This is a genomic window from Zavarzinia sp. CC-PAN008, from assembly GCF_051903925.1.
In the GTDB taxonomy this organism is placed as follows: Bacteria; Pseudomonadota; Alphaproteobacteria; order Zavarziniales; family Zavarziniaceae.
This window is the reverse complement of sequence record NZ_CP173678.1, coordinates 1,149,959-1,170,343: the sequence shown is the minus strand read 5'-3', so window position 1 is coordinate 1,170,343 and position 20,385 is coordinate 1,149,959. Positions and strand designations below refer to the sequence as shown.

The following is a 20,385-nucleotide window of genomic DNA, read 5'->3' as shown; positions in this document are numbered from 1 at the left end:
GGTCAGCTGCCGAGGTTGGCGACGGAGAAGAACTTCTCGGGGCTGACGCGGATCGCGGCCCCGGTGGGACAGGCGCGGACGCAGGTGGCGCCGCCCTCGATCCCCTTGCACATGTCGCACTTCACCGCGGTCTTGGCCCCTTCGTGATGTGCATGCGCCGCGGCGGGATCCTCGCCCGGTCCATTGCCCCGGCCAAAGAACAGCCAGCTCCACAGGCCCGGCTTCTTCGGCGCCTTGTACGCCATGTGGATGACGCCATAGGGACAATTGCGCTCGCAATTGCTGCAGCCGATGCACTTGTCGTCGATGAACACCTCGCCATTGGGCGCGCGGTGGATCGCATCGGCGGGGCAGTCGGTCATGCAGTGCGGGTGCTCGCAATGGCGGCACGAGGTCGGCACGTGGATTGACGAGAAGGTGGGGCCCGCCTCGCGGTTCAGGCGGCTGATACCGCCATGCGTCTCGGCACAGGCCTTCTCGCAATTGTCGCAGCGCACGCACAGCGACTCGTCGATCAGCAGGACGTCCGTCGCCTCGCCCACGCCCTGTTCGATCAGGAACTGGATGATGCTGCCCGCTTCCGGCCGGTTCTGCCGGGCGACGTTCTGCATGATCCGGTCCTGGAACCGGTTCTCCATGTCCATCTTCAGGTCGGGCGCGCGGTCCATCAGCTTGGTGAAGGCCTCGCCGTCCAGGCGGACGGTTTCCGTGGCGATCGCCGCGCGCACCGTGGCCGTGCGCGTACCCTTGGTGATGAGGGCCATCTCGCCGACGTAATTGCCGGCCGGCACGTACGAGACGACGATGTCGCGCCCGGCAATGCGCTGGCTGACCGTTACAGAGCCGATGCGGATCAGGTGCACGCTGTCGGCGACGTCCCCTTCGTTGAACAGGACCTCGCCCGCCTCGAAGTGCTGCAGCTTGGCCGAGGCGACCACCTCGGCCAGGGCCGTGGTCGAGATGCCCGGTGCGATGAAGGTCTGGATCTGCCGCATCAGGGCGACGCGGTCCATCTCGCGCTTCACGGCGTCGACGCTGGCGATCAGCTTGATCATCGAGCGGCGCGGCGTCTCGACCAGGATGCAGCCTTCGCCCGCGACGACGGTCGCGGTGCGCCGGCGGCCCGCGATCAGGCCCATCTCACCAAAGAACTCGCCGCGGCCCAGCTTGACCACCTCGCGCGGGTTGTTGGGGTTGATCTGGATCTCGACCGACCCCTTGACGATCGAGAAGAAGGTCGAGCTGTAGTCGTTGCGCTGGAACACCACCTCGCCCGGGCGCGGCGCGCGGACGAAGCTGTCGATCATGAACTCGCGCAGCTGCAGTGTGGTCAGGCCGGCCAGGATCGGCACGTTGCGCTGGATCAGCGCCAGCCAGTCGGCCACCGAGGTATCGCCCAGGCCCTCGAACTTGGCCTTGAGCAGCGGCTCGTCGGCGGGCTCGATGTCGTTGCCCAGGATGAACTCGATGACCTCATAGCCCTGGTTCATCGCCTGCTTGATCAGCGGATAGCCGCCAAGCGCGCCGATGATGTAGAGGCCGGGCACGTTCGATTCGTACTTCCCGCTGACCTGGGGCAGGGCCGAGGCATCGGCGCTGGGGAAGACGATGCCGCAGGATTCCACGAACTTGCGCGGCGGAATGGCGCCCAGGCGGGCGATCACGCGGTCACACTTCACGACGGCCTGGCCCTCGGCCGTCTTCAGCGTCATCTGGCCCGGTTCCATCTTGGTCGGGGCCGAGGAATACATGCAGTCGACCAGGCCCTTCTCGATCGCGTCGAGAATCAGGTTCAGGTTGCCCTGCTTGGCGCGCGCGAACTCGCTGCCGCGGTTCACGATGATGACCCGGTTCTGCTTCGCGAGCGCCACCGCGTTCTCGATCGCGGCGTCGCCCGCCCCGATCACGATGATCGTCTCGTCCGAATATTCGTCCGGATCGTCGAGCTGGTACTGGACGCGCTCCCAGTCCTCGCCAGGCACGCCCATCTTGCGCAGGTTGCCCTGCAGGCCGATGCCGAGCACGACATTGTCGGCCGTGATCTTCTCGCTGCCGTTGATGGTCAGCTCGAAGGCCCCCTTCTGGCCCTTGATCGCCGTGACTTCGGCCCGGAAGCGGACATTGACCTTCTGCTCGGCGGTCTGGCGGTCCCAGGTGCCGAGGATGGTCTCGCGCTTGCCCTCCTCGAAATCCATGTTCGAGCGCAGCGGCAGCACGTTTGGCGTCGCCATCACGTGCTTGCCCTTCTGGTACTTGTAGATCGTATCGGACAGGTGGTCCGTCTTCTCCAGGAGGATGTGGCTGAGCCCGCGCTCTGCCGCGCGCCCACCGGCGCTCATGCCGCCCGGACCCGATCCGACGATCGCAACCGCGTAATGCTCGCCCACGACATCTCCCCGAACGGGTGATACGCCACCGCAACGCGGGCGAAGGACGTGCTTGACCCCCAGGCACACCCATCCCAGGCAGTCTGCCCAGGCCCCCCGCTTATGGTTTCGAGGCTATGAGACGGCAAATGACAATGTCAACGCACACCGTGTGGGAATTCCGTATTGTGTGACGGGAGCACATCTTTTATCCGCCGACACTTGCGCACATACTACAGTCGGTTTGAAGCGGGGGGTCGGGCATGGGGAGCGATGCTGCGCACGCGGAGCGGGGGGCGATGACGGTCGCAGCCCGGCGCCGCCGGGGCTGGGGAAGGCTGCCCCTTCTGGCGGCATTGGCCCTGGCGGCTGTGCTTGGCGCGCAGGTGGCCCACGTCCCGTCGGCGGAGGCGCAGATCCTGCAGCGTCCCGACCGGCAGCGCCCGGCGCCCTCGACCCCGGGGGCGGAACCCGCCGTGCCCACGGCGCCGACGGGCCAGGCTCCGTCGGCGGCACCCAGCACGCCGCCCGCCGATCCGAACCTGGCGCGACTCAACCTGCTTGGCGATTGCGGCTCCTGCCATGGGGGCGAGGCATCGCAGTTCCGCGGCCGCGACCCCCACCGCCGCCTGGGCGCCACCCTGGCGACAGCGCAGGCGCGTGAGATCGCCGCCAACCTGGGCATCAGCCCCAATGCCCGCGAATGCGCACAGTGCCATGCGACCTCGGCCGCCAGCTGCGCGTCCTGCCACGGCTCGGTCGCCCAGGCGGCCTTTGCCGACCACATCACCACGGGCGGCGGCATCGTTCCCCTGGGTGCGCCGGGGCCGCTGGGCCGGACCTGCGTCGGCTGCCACACGGGCGACGCGTCCAAGCCGATCACGCACCGGATCTATGGCGCCGGCCATCCCCGCCTGCCCTACGAACTCGACACCTGGATGGCGATCTATCCCAAGCACTGGCGTGGCGGCGCCGGCGGCGTGGGCCTGTGGGCCGTGGGCCAGGCGGTCGCGGCGACCGCGGTGCTCGACCGCGTCGCCAACGCCGCCAGCTTCGCGCCAGGGGGCAAGCCGGAACTCGCCTTGTTCGAGTGCCAGTCCTGCCACACCACCATGGACAAGGTAGCCTGGGTCGACGATCCGCTGCGCTCGATGCGGCCGGGCTATCCGCGCATCCATGACGCGAACCTGCAGATGCTGCGCATCCTGGCCAAGGCCTATGACCCCGCCCTGGCCGACCGGCTGGAGCGGCAGAGCTCGGCCATGTACCAGGCCTCGACCGAAAGCGTGCAGGCGACGGCGGCCGCCGCCCGCGCCCTGCGCAGCACCGTGGCGCAGGCCGGCGGCCTGGGCCGCGGGGGCGAAGGCAACCTGCGCCGCCTGCTGGGTGCGTTCGTCGCCGAAGCCGAGTCGGGCAACCTGGTCGACTTCGCCGCGGCGGAGCAGGCAACCATGGCCATGGGCGGCATCCTGTCGGCCCTGCGCGGCTCCATGCCCTCGGGCGAGTTCAGCGCCGCCAGCGCCGCACTCGACAGCTGCTACAAGGCGGTCGCGACGGAAGCGGGCTATGACCCCGCCGTGTTCCGCGCCGCGATGCAGCGCATGGGCCAGGCCGCCGGCATCAGCTAGGCCGGCGTCGCTGACGCAGCAGCCCTGGCCGTCATGACCGCTCAGGGATCGGCAGGCCGCGGCTGGCTGCCGGCGGGCTATGGCGCCCGGGCTCTTGGCCGCGGGTCGGATTGGCGGGAACTTGCGGTGGTCCAGGCCGTCGCCGCCGTCCTGACCGGGCTGTATGTCGGCCTGGCCGTCGCAGTCACCGGCACGATGCCGGGTGCGCTGGAGATCGCGGCGACCGCGACCGGGCTTGCCACCGTCTACCTGGTACGGCGCGAGAACGTCGTGAACTGGCCGCTGGGCGCGCTCAACTCCCTTCTCTTCGGGCTTTTCTTCCTGGACATCGGCCTGATGGGCCAGGTCGCCCTCAACCTGCTGTTCTTCCTGCCCAGCCAGTTCTGGGGCTGGCATCGCTGGGCCCTGGGGGAGCAGGCGGGGGGCAGCGACCGCGACCTGCCGGTGACCTGGGCCAGCCCGGTGCTGCGCGTGGCGATCGTCCTGGCGATCGGCGGCGGCACCTGGCTCGCCTGGGTGGCCCTGACCGCTCACGAGGGCAATCCGACTTATCCGGTCTGGGATGCCAGCATCGTGGCGGCCAGTGTCGTCGCCCAGTTGCTGCTCGCCTGGAAGAAGGTGGAGGCGTGGGTGCTGTGGGCGCTGCCGGTCAATGTCTCCATGATCGGCCTCAATGCCGCCACGGGCAGCTGGATGATCACGGCGCTCTATGTCCTGTTCCTGGCCAATGCGCTGACCGCGCTGGTCGAATGGGCGCGCGAGGCCCGCGGCGGCTGACCCGGCCGCCGGTCCCGCCATGACGCTGGCGCTCGTCATCGGCAAGTTCGCGCCGCCCCATGCCGGGCACGGCGCCCTGCTGGCCTTTGCCCGCGCCCATGCCGACAGCGTCGCCGCCGTGGTCTTCGGCGAGCGGAGCCATGGCCTGGCCCTGGCGGATCGCGTCGCCTGGCTGCGGGCGCTGGCCCCCTTTGCGGCGGTCCACGGGCGGCCCGATCCGTGCGCGACGGACTGGGCCAGCGAGGCGGCCTGGCGCGCCCATGTCGACTGCATCCTGTCAGCGCTGGGAGTTCCGCCCGACCTTGTCGTGTCGAGCGAGCCCTACGGCGCGGAACTGGCCCGGCGGCTGGGCGCCCGGCACCTGGCGTTCGACCCGGGCCGGGGCCAGGTGCCGGTGTCGGCCAGCGCCATCCGGGCCGATCCGTTCGGCCATCGGGCGTTCGTGCCGCCGGCCGTGCTGGCGCGCTACACCCTGCGCGTCGCGATCCATGGCGGCGAATGCGCCGGCAAGACGACCCTGGCGCGGGCCCTTGCGGACGCCCTGGCCTGTCCCTGGGTGCCGGAATTCGCCCGCACCTATATCGAAGGCGGGCACTGGCGGCAGCACGCGGACGACTTCGTGGCGATTGCGGCCGGCCACGACGCGGCCGAGGCGGCGGCAGCTGCGGATGCGCCAGAGGTCCTGGTCCTGGACACGACCCTGGTCGAGACGGCGATGTGGCAGCGGCGCTATTTCGGCGCCGCGTCGGCGGCTCTGGACGCCGCTGCGGTGGCCAGCCTGTCCCGCCACCAGGTCCACCTGCTGTGCGCCCCCGACTTCCCGGCGGAAGCCGATCCCATCCGCGATTCCGCAACACTCCGCCAGGCGCAGTTCGCCGAGCTCCATGGCGTGCTCGCGGCGGGCGGGACGGCCCCGCTGGTCCTGGCCGGCCCGCATGGCCGCCGCCTGGCCACGGCGCTGGACCATGTCCGCGGCAGGCTGGCGGCGCCGCGCGTGCCCGGGCCGCGCCACGATCCGTTCCCGTCGGGGCTGGCGGCACCGCCCGCGGATCGCCCAGACCCTTGACCAGCGGGGGCGCGCTTGCCAGAACTGCGCGCCAATTCAGGATGGAACACCGGGGAGTTCAGGGATCATGAGCATTCGCTTTGACGGTCGCGTCGCCATCGTGACCGGGGCCGGCGGCGGCCTGGGCCGGGCGCACGCCCTGGAACTCGCCCGTCGCGGGGCCAAGGTCGTGGTCAATGACCTGGGCGGCGACCGCACCGGCGCCGGCGGCTCGCTCTCCGCCGCCCAGAAGGTGGTCGAGGAAATCAAGGCGTTCGGCGGCGAGGCAGTGGCCGACGGTCATTCCGTCTCCGACCCCGCTGCGGCCGAAGCCATCGTCAAGACGGCGCTGGACGCGTTCGGCCGGATCGACATCGTCGTCAACAATGCCGGCATCCTGCGCGACAAGTCGTTCAGCAAGATGACGATCGACGACATCCAGGCGGTGACGAACGTGCACCTGCTGGGTGCGTTCTACGTCACCAAGGCGGCATGGCCGCACCTGGTGGCGCAGACCTATGGCCGCATCATCGTCACCGCCTCGACCACAGGCCTGTACGGCAATTTCGGCCAGGCCAATTACGGCGCTGCCAAGCTGGGCCTGGTGGGCCTTGCCAACAACCTCAAGATCGAGGGGCAGAAGTACAACATCCGCATCAACACGATCGTGCCGGTGGCCGCCACCCGCATGACCGAGGACATCATGCCCCCGGCGGTGCTGGAGAAGCTGAAGCCCGAGCTGGTCACCCCGGCCGTCGTCTTCCTCTGCAGCGAGGATGCGCCGACGGGCGAGATCATCGAGGCCGGCGCCGGCCATTTCGCCCGCGCGCGGATCTACAAGAGCACGGGGCTGAAGCTGGGCGATGCCGTGACCGCCGACGATGTCGCCTCCAACTGGGAGAAGATCGCGGACATGAAGGACTCCAAGGAGTTCTTCAACGGCTCCGAAGCCTTCGCCGGCATTCTCTGAGGGCGCACACCCGCCTCAGCACCAAAGCCCTCCCCCCTCCCACAGGGATGGGGGAGGGAGCAGGTTGGCGCTGATGCAGGGACGCGCGAATCCGGCATAATCAGGCGCAGGATTGCCGCCGGAGATGACGTTGCGCCCGCACGTAATGATCGCGACGCCCTGCTTTGGCGGGCTGGTCACCCAGAGCTACATGCAGTGCGTGATCGCGCTGATGCAGGCGGCCCCTCTGTCGGGCTTCGACGTGTCGCTGGCGATGCTGGGCAATGACGCCCTGATCACGCGCGCGCGCAACACGCTGGTCGCGCAGTTCCTGGACGTGCCCCAGGCGACCCACCTGATGTTCATCGACGCCGACATCGCCTTCGAACACGATCATGTCGGGCGCCTGCTGGCGGCGGGCAAGGACGTGATCGGCGGCATGTACCCGCTGAAGGTGATCGACTGGAGCGTGCACGCGATGAAGCGCGTGAGTGGCGGCGAGCCGCTGGAAACCGCGCCCTATCTCTATGTCGGCAAGCCGGCCGAGGGCGCCGAGGCACGGCGCGAGGGGCCATTCATCACAGCGACCTATGTCGGGACGGGCTTCGTCCTGATCGCGCGGGCGGCGATCGAGCGGATGATCGCGGCCTATCCCGAGACACGCTATGCCGAGATCCAGGCCCATCCGATCCCCAAGCGGACGGGCCAGGACCATTATGCCCTGTTCGATTGCCTGATCGAGCCGGAGACGGGGATCTATCTGTCCGAGGATTTCGCCTTCTGCCGGCGCTGGCGCGCCATCGGGGGGGAGGTCTGGCTGGATACGCAGGGCAAGCTGACGCACATCGGCCCGGTCAACTTCCCCGGCAATCCGGCGGTGCGCTTTCCCGCGGGCTGACCCCCCCGCACCGTTCCGGGATGGCGCCGCGGTCGAACGCGTCCTAACATCCCGGCGGGCGACGCTCAAAGCCCCTCGCCTCGCGTCCCCGCACAAGTTATAACGGGTTACAAGTTTCGGAACGCTCCGCCCGCCGGGAAGCCGCGGGACCGCGCCGCCGGACAGACCACGGGAGGGTCGCAGATGGGCTTGAAGACCAAGGAACAATACCGCCAGTCCCTGAACGACGGGCGGGTCATCTTCTGGGGCGGCGAGAAGATCACGGATGTCATGAACCATCCGCGCTTCCGCGTGCCGATCGAGGTCGCGGCCCGCGACTACGACTACGACGCGCCCGGCATGCGCGACATCCGCACCTATGAGACCGAGGACGGGACGCTGGCCCACCGCGTGTTCCAGGTGCCGCGCACGGCCGACGACCTGACCAAGCGCGTGCAGATGTCCGCCAACATGTCGATCGTGGGCGGCGTCACCGGCGTCTACATGGCGCTGCTGCAGATCAAGGGCAAGCTGGCCGAGGTGAACCCCCAGTTCGCCGAGAACATCGAGCGCATGTACAAGTATGCCCGCGACAACGACCTGCGCGGGGCCGAGTGCATCACCGATGCCAAGGGCGACCGCTCGCGCAAGGCGCACGAGCAGGACGACCCCGACCTCTATGTCCGCGTGGTCGACCGCAACAAGGACGGCATCGTGGTGCGCGGCGCCAAGCTGCACATCTCGGCCGCGGCGCTGTGCCACGAACTGGTCATCATGCCGACGAAGTCGATGCGGCAGGACGAGGCCGACTACGCGCTGGCCTTCGCCGTGCCGACGAATGCGCCGGGGCTGAAGATCGTCAACCGCAACTTCGCGCCGCCCAACCTGGACCCGTTCGACTATCCGTCCAGCGCACATCATTCGATGCCCGAGGGCTTCGTGATCTTTGACGACGTCTTCGTGCCCTGGGACCGCGTGTTCCTGTGCGGCGAGTCGCAGCTCTCGGGCGCCTTTGCCGGCTCGCTGGGCCTGTGGGAGCGGACGGGCGGCGTGATCGCCGCAGCCGAGCAGTCCAAGGTGATGGTGGGCCTGGCGCAGCTGGTCGCCGAGCAGCAGGGCAAGGAGCGCGATCCCCACATCCAGGACATGATCGCCGAGCTGATCTGCTACGCCGAGACGATCCGCATGGGCCTGGAATACGCGATCCAGAACTACGAGACGACGTCGACCGGCATGGTCCACCCCAACACGCTGGGGATTAACGTCGCCAAGTACTATTACGCGTCCAACTACCACCTGATGGTCCGCAACCTGCAGGACATCGCGGGCGGTCTGACCGTGACGCTGCCCGAGGATGCGGATTTCCGGAACCCGGAATCGGGGGCCTACCTGCGCAAGTACATGCATGCCAAGCCGGGCGTCGACATCGACCAGCGCCGGCGCATCTACTCCCTGATCCGCGACTCGACGGCGGATGCCTATGGCGGCTGGCACCTGGTGACGGCGCTGCAGGCCGGCGGCGGCCTGAAGGCGCAGCGCATCGTCATGTCCCGCACCTATGACATGAAGGACGCCAAGCACGCCGCGCTGAAGGCGGCGGGCGCCCTGCCGGACGAGGGTCACGCCACGGCCAAGGCCGCGGAATAAGCCCGTACCCGCCCCTCTCCCCGCGCGGGGAGAGGGGCCGCGGCATGCCAAAGACAGAACAGAGGAGGAGACGCACATGAAGGTTGCAGTCGAGGAGAAGATCGCCGCACCCGCCGACAAGGTCTGGCCGGTCATCAGCAATTTCGGCGGGATCGAGGTCGGCCCCGGCGTCGAGGCGTTCAAGCTGGAAGGGTCCGGCGTGGGCGCGGTGCGCACCATCACGCTGACCGGAGGGGCCGCGATCCAGGAGCGGCTCGAGGCCCATGACGATGCCAAGCGCAGCTTCTCCTACGCCGTCATCAACAAGGATTCGCCCCTGCCCATCGCCAATTACCTGGCGACGGTCGTCGTGACGCCCGACGGCGACGGGTCCAAGGTCCACTGGTCCAGCACGTTCGACCCCGTCGGCATTTCCGAGGCCCAGGCCGAGGCGATGATCGCCCCGCTCTACCGCCAGGCGATCCAGGGCACGCGCGCCAAGCTGGGCCTCTGACGCTCGTACCCGCTCCCGCCGATCTGCGGCGGGAGCGGCAGGCGCCGCCGTCCCGGACCTTACCGGCGGCACCTGCGGGGTGGGACCAGGTTGTCGGTTTTCATACCCTTTGGTAGGATGGCGGCCAATGTCGCCCCCTGCTGCTGCCGCGCCCAAGGCCGTCCCGTCCAAGGCGGACCTGAAGGCCGAGATCACCAACCTGAAGCGCGAGCGGATCATGGAGGCGGCCACCGCCCTGTTCGCTGCCAATGGCTTCCATGGCACCTCCATGGACGCGATCGCCGAGGCGCTGGGCGTCACCAAGCCGTTCATCTACTACCACTTCAAGGACAAGGGAGAGGTGCTGACGGCGATCTGCCGCCGCGGCGCCGACCTGACCCTGTCGGCGATCAAGTCGGCGGAAGCCGAGCCCGCCAGCGCCACCGACCGCCTGCTGCAGTTCGTGCGCGCGATGGCCGACATCATCCTGGACCATGAGCACTTCCTGACCGTCTACTCGCGCGAGACGGGCAACCTGTCCGAAGCGGCGCGGCGCGAGATCATGCGCATGCGGGCCGAGATCGACGCCCGCGTGATGGCCCTGATCACCGCCGGCCAGGCGAGCGGCGAGTTCAATGTCGCCGATCCCCAGGTCACGGCGCATTCGGTGACCGGCGTCGTCAACTTCCTTCAGGTCTGGTACCGCCCGCGCGGTCCGGAAGCCCGCGCCCATGCGGTCGAGACGGTCGCCGACCTGGTCCAGCGCATGGTCGGCCAGGCGACATGGCGGCGCTGACGGGTGCTGATCTGGGACGAAGCGAAGCGCGCTGCGAACATCGCCAAGCATGGCGTGGATTTCGCGGCGGCTCGAGGCTTCGTCTGGGAGAGCGCCCTGATCCAGCGCGATGGCCGCGAGGACTATGGCGAGGAGCGGATGATCGCCCTTGGATTTCTCGGCACCCGCCTCCATGTCCTCGTTTACACTCACCGCGGCGAGGACACCCGCATCATCAGCTTGCGCAAGGCCAATGCCCGTGAAAAAGCCGAGTATGCCGACCAGGCCGGATAGTGAGATGTGGGCACAGGCGCGCGCCATGGCCCTGGCCGATATTGAGCGGACGACGCCAGAGGAGGACGCCGCGATCACGGCGGCGGCGATGTCGGACCACGACAATCCGCCGCTGAGCGCTGAGCGTCTTTCCGGGTTTCGTCGGCTGGCCGACGACCCCGCAATGTTGGCGCGGCTCCAGGCCAGTGCGGCAGGCCCATTCAGCGCCGAGGCGAAGTCCCTGCCCGGGGCGGATGCCGCAGGCAAAGGTGCGCTGTTCGAAATCTACCAGGATCGTGCGGGGGCGTTCCGCGTTCGCTTCAAGGTCGATGCCGAGACCAAGTTTTCTGGCGGACCCTATCGCAGTCGCGAGGAAGCGCGAGGTGCGATCGACCTGTTGCGCCAAGCGGGATCGGTGGCCCGTATCGTGGACGCGGCCGCCTGAACCGGCTCCTTGCTGCCGACACCGCGCCCTGTCGACGCCTTGGCGTGGAGCGCGTGCACCGCCATATTCTTCGGCAGATAGTCGGAGCATCGAGACCATGAGCACAGCCGCATCGATCCCAGCAGTCGGCAACAACTCCCTGGGCCCCCTGCCGAGTTGGGACCTGAGCGATCTCTATCCCGGCATGGATGCGCCGGAGCTTGAGCGTGACTTTGTCCGCGCGCACGAGGACGCCAAGGCGTTCCGCGCGAAGTACGAGGGGCGGCTGGCCAGCATGAGCGGTGCTGAACTGGGCCAGGCCGTCGCCGAATACGAAAAGCTGCAGGACCTGATGGGCCGCATCGGCTCCTATGCCTCGCTCGTCTATGCAGCCGACATGTCGAGCCCCGAGGTCGGCAAGTTCCAGCAGGGCACGAGCGAGCGGCTGAACGAGACGTCCCTTGAACTGATCTTCTTCACGCTGGAGCTCAACAAGGTCGAGGACGAGGTCCTGGCGGAGCAGCTGAAGGCGCCGGAACTCGCCCACTACGCCCCCTGGATCCGGGAGGCGCGCGCCTATCGGCCGCACCAGCTCTCGGACGAGGTCGAGCGGCTGCTGCACGAGAAGTACGTGGCGGGCCGCGCCGCCTGGACGCGCCTGTTCGACGAGACGATGGCAGCCTTGCGCTTTCCCTATGAGGGGCGGGAACTGACCAGTGCGGAAGCACTGCACCTGATGTCCGACCGCGATCCGGCGGTGCGGGCCAAGGCGGCAGCGAGCCTGTCGGACGTGTTCGCCAAGAACGTGCGGCTGTTCGCGCTGATCACCAACACGCTGGTCAAGGACAAGGAGATCGACGACCGCTGGCGCAAGTATCCGCAGCCGGCCTCCTATCGCCATCTGTCGAACTCGGTCGAGCCGGAGGTGGTGGATGCCCTGTCCGCCGCGGTCCAGGCGGCATTCCCGCAGCTGTCGCATCGCTACTACGCGCTGAAGGCCAAGTGGTTCGGCGTCGAGAAGCTCAACTTCTGGGACCGCAACGCGCCGCTGCCGGAGGATTCGGACCGGACCATCCCCTGGGCCGAGGCGACGCGCACGGTGCTCGACGCCTATCACGCGTTTTCTCCGGAACTGGCCCAGGTCGGAAAGAAGTTCTTCGACAATGCCTGGATCGACGCACCCGTGCGGCCGGGCAAGGCGCCGGGCGCCTTCGCCCATCCGACGGTGCCCAGTGCGCACCCCTACCTGCTGGTGAACTACCAGGGCAAGACACGGGACGTGATGACGCTGGCGCACGAGCTGGGCCACGGCGTGCACCAGGTCCTGGCCGCCGACCAGGGCACGCTGATGGCCGACACGCCACTGACCCTGGCCGAGACGGCGTCCGTGTTCGGCGAGATGCTGACCTTCCAGGCCCTGCTGAAGGCGGAGACCGACCCGGGCCGCCGACGCATCCTGCTGGCGTCCAAGGTCGAGGACATGATCAACACGGTCGTGCGCCAGATCGCCTTCTATGAGTTCGAACGCCGCGTCCACGATGCGCGGCGCAAGGGCGAGCTGACGCCGGACCAGCTGGGCCAGATCTGGTACGCGATCCAGTCGGAGAGCCTGGGCCCCGCCATCGACCTGGGGCCGGGCTATGAGAACTGGTGGGTGTACATCCCCCACTTCGTGCACACGCCGTTCTATGTCTATGCCTATGCCTTTGGCGACTGCCTGGTGAACTCGCTCTATTCGGTCTACGAACAGGCGGAACCCGGCTTCCAGCAGAAGTACCTGGACATGCTGAAGGCGGGCGGCACCCTGCGGCACAAGGAACTGCTGGCGCCGTTCCGGCTGGATGCGACGGACCCCGCCTTCTGGGCGCGCGGCCTGTCCGTCGTTTCCGGCCTGATCGACCAGCTGGAGGCGCTGTCGGCTTCCTAATTCTCCTCCTCATCCTGAGGTGGCCCGAAGGGCCCTCGAAGGATGGGCCACCGGCGCGCGGGTGGCCCATCCTTCGAGGCTCCGCTTCGCTCCGCACCTCAGGATGAGGGTGCTCCAAAAGGGACCTAATGCCTGAAGACGATCGCCTGACAGGGCGGCTGCGGCGCTACGCGCAGGTGGGGACTGCGGTCGGCGGCGTCGCCGCGCGCATGGTGGGCCAGCGCTACCTGGGGTTCGAGGCGGACCGCACGAAGAACGCCCAGGAACTGACCAGGGCCCTGGGCGGCCTCAAGGGCCCCTTGATGAAGGTGGCGCAGATCCTGTCCACGATCCCCGAGGCGCTGCCCCAGGAATACGTGGCGGAGTTGAGCCAGCTTCAGGCCAACGCGCCACCCATGGGCTGGCCCTTCGTGCGCCGCCGGATGGTCGCCGAACTGGGCCCCGACTGGGCGCAGAAGTTCGGCTCGTTCGAGCGCGAATCGTCGGCCGCCGCCTCGCTCGGCCAGGTGCACAAGGCAACCGCCAAGGACGGGCGGCCGCTGGCGGCCAAGCTGCAATATCCCGACATGCAGTCGGCGGTCGAGGCGGACCTGGGCCAGCTGCGCCTGATCTTCTCGATCCACCGCCGCATGGACCCCGCCATCGACACGGCCCATGTGTTCGAGGAGATCGCCGCCCGGCTGCGCGAGGAGCTGGACTATGGGCGGGAGGCGCAGCACATGGCGCTCTACCGCGCGATCCTGGCCGACACGCCCGAGATCCGCGTGCCGGACGTGCTGCCGGACCTGTCGACGCGCCGCCTGCTGACCATGACCTGGCTCAAGGGCACGCCGATGCTGGAGCACAAGGGGGCGGCGCTTGAGGTCCGCAACGCCCTGGCCCGGGCCATGTTCCTGGCCTGGTGGCAGCCCTTCACCGGCCATGCCGTGATCCATGGCGACCCGCATCTGGGCAACTACACCGTGGCGAGTGCCGAGCCGGACGGGGCGACGATCAACCTGCTCGACTATGGCTGCATCCGGATCTTTCCGCCCCGCTTCGTGGGCGGCGTGGTCGACCTCTACCGCGCCCTACAGTCGGGGGACGAGGCGCTGGCCGTGCACGCCTACGAGACCTGGGGCTTCCGCAACCTCAGCCGCGACCTGATCGAGACGCTGAACATCTGGGCGGGCTTCATCTATGGCCCGCTGCTGGACAACCGCACGCGCAGCATCGCCGATGGCGTCCGCCCCGGCGAATACGGGCGTGATGCCGCGATGAAGGTGCATGCCCGGCTGAAGGAGTTGGGGCCGGTACGGCCGCCTCGTGAGTTCGTGTTCATGGACCGCGCCGCGATTGGCCTGGGCGGCGTGTTCCTTCACCTGGACGCGCAGCTGAACTGGCACGACCTGTTCAACGAACGCCTGGAAGGCTTCTCGACCGATGCGGTGGCCGCCCGCCAGGCGGAGGCGTTGCAGGCGGTGGGCCTGCCCCCGCCCGCCTGAGCGCGCTTACTTCCGGACGTCCGCGATATAGGCGGCGAACAGGGTGGTGCCCGTCTCGCTGTCGCGCAGGGCCAGGTAGAACGGCCGGTCGAACGTCAGCTCGAAGGGCCGGTTGATGTTGACGGCCCGGGACTCGCCAAGCGTCACGGCTGCGGCCTCGGTCCCCTCCTCGTTGACGTCGAGGGCCACGACCTGGCGCACGGCGTCCAGGGCAAGCCCGCCTTCGGTGATGCCCGTATAGTCCTGGCCGGTCAGTGGCAGGCCAAGGGCCGCCAGGATGGGCCGCAGCTCCTGGTCGACGCGGGCCTTGAACCGCGGCAGGCGCAGCGTGCCCGGTGCCGTGTGCAGCCCGTCGCCCTGCAGCACGGCCACCAGCGACTTCTGCTTCAGCGCCTCCGTCAGGTCGGTGCCGCCGACGGGCAGGCCCAGCAGGATCTCGAACCGGCCGCGGTCATAGGGCAGGCTGACGACCTGCAGCGCGTCGTCGCTGCGATAGCGGAAGGTCCCGCTGCGGCTCATCATCTGCACCGGATAGGGCTCGCCCACGCCGGGCCGGAAGGCCGCTTCCTGCGTCTGCGCCGGATCGAAGGGGATCGTCCACTGCCCCTTGAAGTAGAGCGCGTTGGCCAGCAGCATCCGCATGCCGGGGTCGAGCTGGTCGAGCACCTTGGGGATCGCGTTCTGCGTCTCCTTGGCGGCCCAGGAATTGATGTCGCCGATTGTCTTCAGCGCGGCGAAGTCGACCTGCTGCGGCGGTGCGCCAAAGGAGGCATTGACCGACTCGACGAAGCCCGGATTGAGCACCATCTCGCTGTCGACCCAGATCGCACTGGCCGTGTTCAGCGTGACACCGCCCTTGTTCTGGGCCAGCGACTCGGCCAGCTGGCGGTGGGCCTCGCCCGCGTCCTGCAGCGTGTCCTCGCCCAGGCCCAGCACCTTGCGGAAGCGCAATGCGGTGTCGCCCTCCGCCCCCTGGCCCAGCATGGTCAGCACTGTCGCCAGGCCCAGGGGCGAGATGACGACGGTCTGGTTGGCCGAATTCTTCTGCAACGCGACCAGGACGGCGGTCCCCAGGCGGTCCATGCCGTCGACGACGCGCTTGTCGGTGGCGGCGGCCTGCGCGGCCGTCCGGCCACCGGCGACCAGCAGGGGTACCAGGAGCAGAAGGACAAAGACCCTTAGGCGCAGCATGGCATCCTCAAATGGTCGTCAGGTACCGCTCGTACTCAAGCGGCGTGATCTCGGACTCGAAATCATCCAGTTCCTGCCGGCGGCATGCAGCATAAAGCTGGCAATAGTCGGGCGACAGATAGCGCGGCAGGATTGTTGCCGCCTCGAAACGGTCCAGTGCCTCGGCCCAGCGCCGCGGCAACAGGGCATGGGCCCGGTCATAGGCATTGCCGTCGACGGGCGCCGTCGCCGCGCGGCCCTCGGTCAGGCCGAAATGCACGCCCGCCAGCAGCGTCGCCAGCGCCAGATAGGGGTTGGCGTCGGCACCGGCCACGCGGTGCTCGATGCGCCGCGCCGCGGGATCGCCACCGGGAATGCGCAGCGCCACCGTGCGGTTCTCGAAGCCCCAGGTGGCACCCATCGGCGCATAGGACGCCGGCACCATGCGGCGGAATGAATTGGCGTTCGGCGCCAGGATCGCCACCGCCTCGGCCAATGTCGCCTGGAGACCGCCCAGCGCATGGCTCAACGCCCGGTTCGCCGCCCCCTCGCCCGCGAAGACATTGCGGCCGTCCCGGTCCAGCAGGCTGAGATGCATGTGCAGCCCCGAACCGGCATAGTCGCGCCAGGGCTTGGCCATGAACGTCGCCTCCAGCCCATGGCGCCGGGCAATGCCCTTGACCGCACGCTTCATCAGGATCGCCTGGTCAGCGGCGTCCAGCGCGTCCGTCGTGTGGCCCAGGTTGATCTCCCACTGGCCGGGGCCGTATTCGCTCAAGGCGCCCTTGGCCGGTGCGCCCAGCGCGGTCGACGCGCGCATCGCCTCACCGATCACGGCGGCATAGCGATCGGTCTCGTCCAGGCTCAGCACCTGGCCCGCACCACCGCGGCGCAGCCCGCCAGCGCTGGGCAGGCGGGGCCGCCCATCGCCGCCCGGCGGATCGACTAGGTAGAACTCAAGCTCGCAGGCGACGCACGGCGTCAGGCCCAGCTCGGCAAAGCCGGACAGGACGCGGCCCAGCACGGCCCGTGGCTCCGCGAAGTAGGGCCGGCCCGATGCATCGACCATGCTCATCAGTTGGATGGCCGTTGGTTCCTGCGCCCACAGGGCGGGGCGCAGGCGATCATCCAGCGGCATCAGGACCTGGTCGCTGTCGCCGGTCGACATGGCCAGGCCCGCGCCCTCCACGTTGTGGCCCTCCACATCCAGCGCGTAGATGGAGCCCACCATCCGGATGCCGCTGCGCCGGATGGCGGCATAGCCCTGCGCCGGAATGCGCTTGCCCCGCGCGATGCCGTTCAGGTCGCTGATCATCAGGTCGACCCAGGCGAAGTCGCCCGCCCCCGGGCTCGGCCCAGGGCCGGCCGGCAGCGTCGTCGCGGAGAGGGGGGCGGGGGTCGCCGGCGCATCCGGGACGGGCGCGTCGAGATAGAAGTCATCCGGCCCGATCTGCCGGCCCGATGCCTCGATCAGGCGGCGCATCACCTCGGGCCGGGGGATCTGGCGGCCGCGGGCATAACGGCTCATCGCGGCCACGCTCACGCCGGCCCGTTCCGCAAAGCTCGTCAGGGTCAACCCGCTTTGCGCCAGATAGCTGGGAATGTCCAAGCGTCCCTCAGGCCGGATGCCGGTCGTACCGGCTGATCGCGTTGCCGGGCCCCTGCCCGGTTTCGGCCATTATAGGCATTGTTCCAGCGGCGCGGAGATACGCCCATCACAGAATCGCCCAGCCGCTTGCACGGCTGGGCGATGACCTGTCCGGTCGGGGCGGGGCCCCGGCCATGCGAAAGGTTGAGGGCGCTCAGAGCGCGCCGTTGATCCACTCCACGATCTTGCTCTTGGGCAGGGCGCCCAGCTTGGTCGCGGCCACCTGGCCGTTCTTGAACAGCATCAGCGTCGGCACGCCGCGCACGCCATAGCGCGAGGGGGTCGTCGGATTGTCGTCGATGTTGAGCTTGGCCACGGTGATCTTGCCGTCCATCTCGGCGGCAATCTCCTCAAGGCTGGGGCCGATCATCTTGCACGGGCCGCACCATTCGGCCCAGAAGTCGACCAGGACAGGCTTGTCCGCGCCGAGGACATCGGTCGCGAACGAGGCATCGGAGATCTTTTTCGACGTCGACATGATTGGGACTTTCAAGGCGCCGGATGCACCGGCAAAAGCTTAACGGAAAGAGTAGGAACTGCCCGGACGAGGGTCAAGGCACGGCCCGTGCGCCCAGCGCAGGGCAGCAAGCGCCGCGTTACATGACGCACGTCATGCAGGCGGGCGCCGCTGACCGACGGCCTCGATATGCCCGGTTCCCTCCGCCACCGCCAGCCCCTAGGATCGTGGCACAAGCGGGCCCGCCGCGCGCAAGGGGCGGGCCGCAGAGAACGGGGGGACCGATGGCAGGCAATAGCGCAGTGGTGGACGCGTTCGTCCAGGCCTGGAACAACAAGGACCTGGACGCGGTCCTGGCCTGCATGACGGACGATGTCGTCTATCACAACATTCCCATGGAGCCGATCAACGGCGTCGGCGCGGTGCGTCAGATGATGACCCCGTTCCTGGCCACCATCCAGCAGATCGAGTGGATCATCCTAGCCCAGGCTGAGAACGCATCCGGCGCCGTCCTGAACGAGCGGATCGACAAGTTCCTGATCAACGGCAAGTGGATCGCGCTGCCCGTGATGGGTTCGTTCGAGTTCCGCGACGGCAAGATCAGCGCCTGGCGCGACTATTTCGACCTCGCCCAGTTCAACGCGGCGATGGCCAGCACCCAGGGCTGAGTGCTCATCTAGGCGGCGCCGGGGACCAGCGAACATGCCAGGACCTTGGCCGCAGCCTGGACGGCCATGGCTTGGAACACGGTGCGGAGTTGGTCCACCTGCTCCGGGGTATAGTCCTGCATCGTGTCCTGGTAAAGGTCGGCGGGCAGGTGCTGGGCGACGCCGTGATCCTCGACGCCGCCGACCCAGCAGAAGTCGATGACCTCCCCGGTTCGCAGATCGAAAAGCTCGGCCCGAAGCGACAGGATCGCCCAGCTGTGCTTCATGTCGTCGAAGAACGTGGCCAACCCGGACGCATTGCGACTGTAGACGCTCAGGGCGGGCGCAATTGCGCTGCTCGACATCACGTTCCGGGTCGAGTCCGTCGCGATCAGCAGGACCGCGTCGACCGGGGCGCCAGCCCGCTCTACTGCCTGGCGCGCACGGTCGGGCAGCGGCGAGACATAGTCCCGGCGGCCCCGGGTCCGGTCATCCTTTTCGCGCCAGGGTTCAACGTCCACCGGCACAACAGCAAAGCGCGGAGACAGCTGCCGTTGCGCCTCGTCTCTGATCCTTTGCTGGATGCCCCAGGCCTGGGCGTCGTACTCGCTGTAGTCGTTGCTGAAGATCATCATTCCCAAGCTTTGGCGATAGACGGTCTCTTCAATGTCAGTCGCCAGGGCGATGGTGCGGATCGCCCCAAGCTGCTCCGGCGTAGCGCGGTTCGCACAGGCGCCCAGCAGGCAAGCCAGTAGACACACAGTTGCGAAACGCCCACACCACCGGGCGCGAGCAATCGTCTTGGGCATGGGTGCAGAAGCCTTGCTGGGCCGGCTGGTGCTGGCAGAGGGGGAAATCGACGCCCTTTGTACAATCCCCGGTTCGACCTGGCACGGTCGAATCCCGGGCCGTACCGCACGCTGGTGCCGCCGTCCGCAATACTTGATGCGTGATGTGTCCGCAGGGCTACAAAGCGCCTTCCCGTGCGAAATAGCGGCTCGGCGCTTCGCCGACCAGGCGGCGCATCATGGCGCTGAAGGCGCCGGGGCTGGCATAGCCCAGGTCCAGCGCTACCTGCGTGACCGATTGGCCGGCGGCCAGGCGCTCCAGTCCCGTCAGGGCCAGGTTCTGGCTACGCCATTCGTCCGGGCTCATGCCCGTCGCGTCGCGGAAATGGCGGCTGAAGCTGCGCCGGCTCATGCCCGCCAGGGCGGCGCAGGCGTCCAGGTCCGCGCGGGCCGCAGGCCGTGCGGCAAGGGCCCGGCAGACGCGCCGCAGGCGCGGATCGGCCGGCATGGGGCAGGACAGGGGCAGCGCCGGCAGCGTCGCCAACTCGTCCAGGAACAGGGTGGTGACCAAAGTGCGGCGCGCCTCGTCCTGCGCCGCGCGGCCCTCGACCAGATCCAGGATCAACGCGCGCAGCAGCGGCGTCACGGCCACGACATGGCAGGTTGCGGGCAGGTGCTGCGCCACGGCCGGGACCAGGTACAGGGTGCGCATGGCGACCGGGCCCGACATGCGGATGCCATGGACTAGGTTGGGCGGCAGCCACAAGGCGCGCTCCGGCGGCACGACCCAGGCGCCATCGGGGACGTCGACCGTCATCACGCCGCCGATCGCGTGCAGCAGCTGGCCGCGGGCATGGCGGTGGCTTTCGACCCGTGCGCCATGGGCGAAGTTCTCGGCCAGCCCGACAATAGCCGGCCCGCTGACATCATCGGCATCGACGGCCATTCCCCAAGTTCCGCATTTTGGCCCGTTCGCGTCGATCCTAGACCCGCGCGCAGAAGCAGGCCAGATCAGAAGGCCCTAGTCTGGC

19 protein-coding genes are annotated in these 20,385 nt (G+C 68.5%); 13 read left to right on the top strand and 6 right to left on the bottom strand.

Going from position 1 to position 20,385, the window contains the following annotated elements; genetic code table 11:
* Nucleotides 1-2 precede the first annotated feature (2 nt).
* On the bottom strand, nt 3-2,387 hold the full coding sequence (locus ACI6GS_RS05705; protein WP_439816820.1) for a cyclic nucleotide-binding domain-containing protein: 2,385 nt from the start codon (nt 2,385-2,387) through the stop codon (nt 3-5).
* Between the two features lie 278 nt (nt 2,388-2,665).
* On the opposite strand from ACI6GS_RS05705, the gene ACI6GS_RS05700 reads away from it, so the two are divergent.
* The 12 genes from ACI6GS_RS05700 (at nt 2,666) to ACI6GS_RS05645 (ending at nt 14,644) form a co-directional block, all read left to right on the top strand.
* On the top strand, nt 2,666-3,994 hold the full coding sequence (locus tag ACI6GS_RS05700) for a multiheme c-type cytochrome (RefSeq protein WP_439816819.1): 1,329 nt from the start codon (nt 2,666-2,668) through the stop codon (nt 3,992-3,994).
* 33 nt (nt 3,995-4,027) lie between these two features.
* Entirely contained in the window at nt 4,028-4,771 is a 744-nt protein-coding gene (gene pnuC, locus ACI6GS_RS05695; RefSeq protein WP_439816818.1) for a nicotinamide riboside transporter PnuC, read from the top strand.
* A 19-nt stretch (nt 4,772-4,790) separates the two neighbouring features.
* The gene (locus ACI6GS_RS05690; RefSeq protein ID WP_439816817.1) at nt 4,791-5,837 is read left to right on the top strand and encodes an AAA family ATPase; all 1,047 of its coding nucleotides are present in this window, start codon (nt 4,791-4,793) and stop codon (nt 5,835-5,837) included.
* 67 nt (nt 5,838-5,904) lie between these two features.
* The gene (locus ACI6GS_RS05685) at nt 5,905-6,786 is read left to right on the top strand and encodes an SDR family oxidoreductase (protein ID WP_439816816.1); all 882 of its coding nucleotides are present in this window, start codon (nt 5,905-5,907) and stop codon (nt 6,784-6,786) included.
* A 124-nt stretch (nt 6,787-6,910) separates the two neighbouring features.
* Entirely contained in the window at nt 6,911-7,663 is a 753-nt protein-coding gene (locus ACI6GS_RS05680; RefSeq protein WP_439816815.1) for a hypothetical protein, read from the top strand.
* 183 nt (nt 7,664-7,846) lie between these two features.
* Entirely contained in the window at nt 7,847-9,289 is a 1,443-nt protein-coding gene (locus ACI6GS_RS05675) for a 4-hydroxyphenylacetate 3-hydroxylase N-terminal domain-containing protein (RefSeq protein ID WP_439816814.1), read from the top strand.
* Between the two features lie 76 nt (nt 9,290-9,365).
* Nucleotides 9,366-9,782, top strand: a complete 417-nt coding sequence (locus ACI6GS_RS05670; protein WP_439816813.1) for an SRPBCC family protein — start codon at nt 9,366-9,368, stop codon at nt 9,780-9,782.
* A 127-nt stretch (nt 9,783-9,909) separates the two neighbouring features.
* Nucleotides 9,910-10,557 carry a TetR/AcrR family transcriptional regulator gene (locus ACI6GS_RS05665; protein WP_439816812.1) on the top strand — a complete coding sequence of 216 codons (648 nt, stop codon included), beginning with the start codon at nt 9,910-9,912 and terminating at the stop codon, nt 10,555-10,557.
* Between the two features lie 3 nt (nt 10,558-10,560).
* Nucleotides 10,561-10,830, top strand: coding sequence for a BrnT family toxin (locus ACI6GS_RS05660; RefSeq protein ID WP_439816811.1), 270 nt, complete (start codon nt 10,561-10,563; stop codon nt 10,828-10,830).
* A 25-nt stretch (nt 10,831-10,855) separates the two neighbouring features.
* Nucleotides 10,856-11,254, top strand: coding sequence for a hypothetical protein (locus ACI6GS_RS05655; protein WP_439816810.1), 399 nt, complete (start codon nt 10,856-10,858; stop codon nt 11,252-11,254).
* A 97-nt stretch (nt 11,255-11,351) separates the two neighbouring features.
* Nucleotides 11,352-13,160, top strand: coding sequence for a M3 family oligoendopeptidase (locus tag ACI6GS_RS05650; RefSeq protein ID WP_439816809.1), 1,809 nt, complete (start codon nt 11,352-11,354; stop codon nt 13,158-13,160).
* A gap of 128 nt (nt 13,161-13,288) precedes the next feature.
* Nucleotides 13,289-14,644: an ABC1 kinase family protein gene (locus ACI6GS_RS05645; RefSeq protein ID WP_439816808.1), complete on the top strand. Its 1,356-nt coding sequence runs from the start codon at nt 13,289-13,291 to the stop codon at nt 14,642-14,644.
* A 6-nt stretch (nt 14,645-14,650) separates the two neighbouring features.
* Here the strand turns inward: ACI6GS_RS05645 and ACI6GS_RS05640 are convergent, their stop codons facing one another.
* The 3 genes from ACI6GS_RS05640 to trxA all read right to left on the bottom strand — a co-directional run bounded on the left by ACI6GS_RS05640 (nt 14,651) and on the right by trxA (nt 17,940).
* On the bottom strand, nt 14,651-15,835 hold the full coding sequence (locus ACI6GS_RS05640; protein WP_439816807.1) for a serpin family protein: 1,185 nt from the start codon (nt 15,833-15,835) through the stop codon (nt 14,651-14,653).
* 7 nt (nt 15,836-15,842) lie between these two features.
* Nucleotides 15,843-17,423 carry a helix-turn-helix domain-containing protein gene (locus ACI6GS_RS05635; RefSeq protein WP_439816806.1) on the bottom strand — a complete coding sequence of 527 codons (1,581 nt, stop codon included), beginning with the start codon at nt 17,421-17,423 and terminating at the stop codon, nt 15,843-15,845.
* 193 nt (nt 17,424-17,616) lie between these two features.
* Nucleotides 17,617-17,940 carry a thioredoxin TrxA gene (gene trxA, locus ACI6GS_RS05630; RefSeq protein ID WP_439816805.1) on the bottom strand — a complete coding sequence of 108 codons (324 nt, stop codon included), beginning with the start codon at nt 17,938-17,940 and terminating at the stop codon, nt 17,617-17,619.
* Between the two features lie 263 nt (nt 17,941-18,203).
* Between trxA and ACI6GS_RS05625 the strand changes: the two genes are divergently transcribed.
* A complete protein-coding gene (locus tag ACI6GS_RS05625) occupies nt 18,204-18,587 on the top strand; it encodes a limonene-1,2-epoxide hydrolase family protein (protein ID WP_439816804.1) in 384 nt (127 codons plus the stop codon).
* 8 nt (nt 18,588-18,595) lie between these two features.
* Here the strand turns inward: ACI6GS_RS05625 and ACI6GS_RS05620 are convergent, their stop codons facing one another.
* Together ACI6GS_RS05620 and ACI6GS_RS05615 are read right to left on the bottom strand one after the other, a co-directional pair.
* Nucleotides 18,596-19,375, bottom strand: a complete 780-nt coding sequence (locus tag ACI6GS_RS05620) for a hypothetical protein (protein WP_439816803.1) — start codon at nt 19,373-19,375, stop codon at nt 18,596-18,598.
* Nucleotides 19,376-19,532: 157 nt separating this feature from the next.
* Entirely contained in the window at nt 19,533-20,300 is a 768-nt protein-coding gene (locus ACI6GS_RS05615; protein ID WP_439816802.1) for an AraC family transcriptional regulator, read from the bottom strand.
* Between the last annotated feature and the right edge of the window lie 85 nt (nt 20,301-20,385).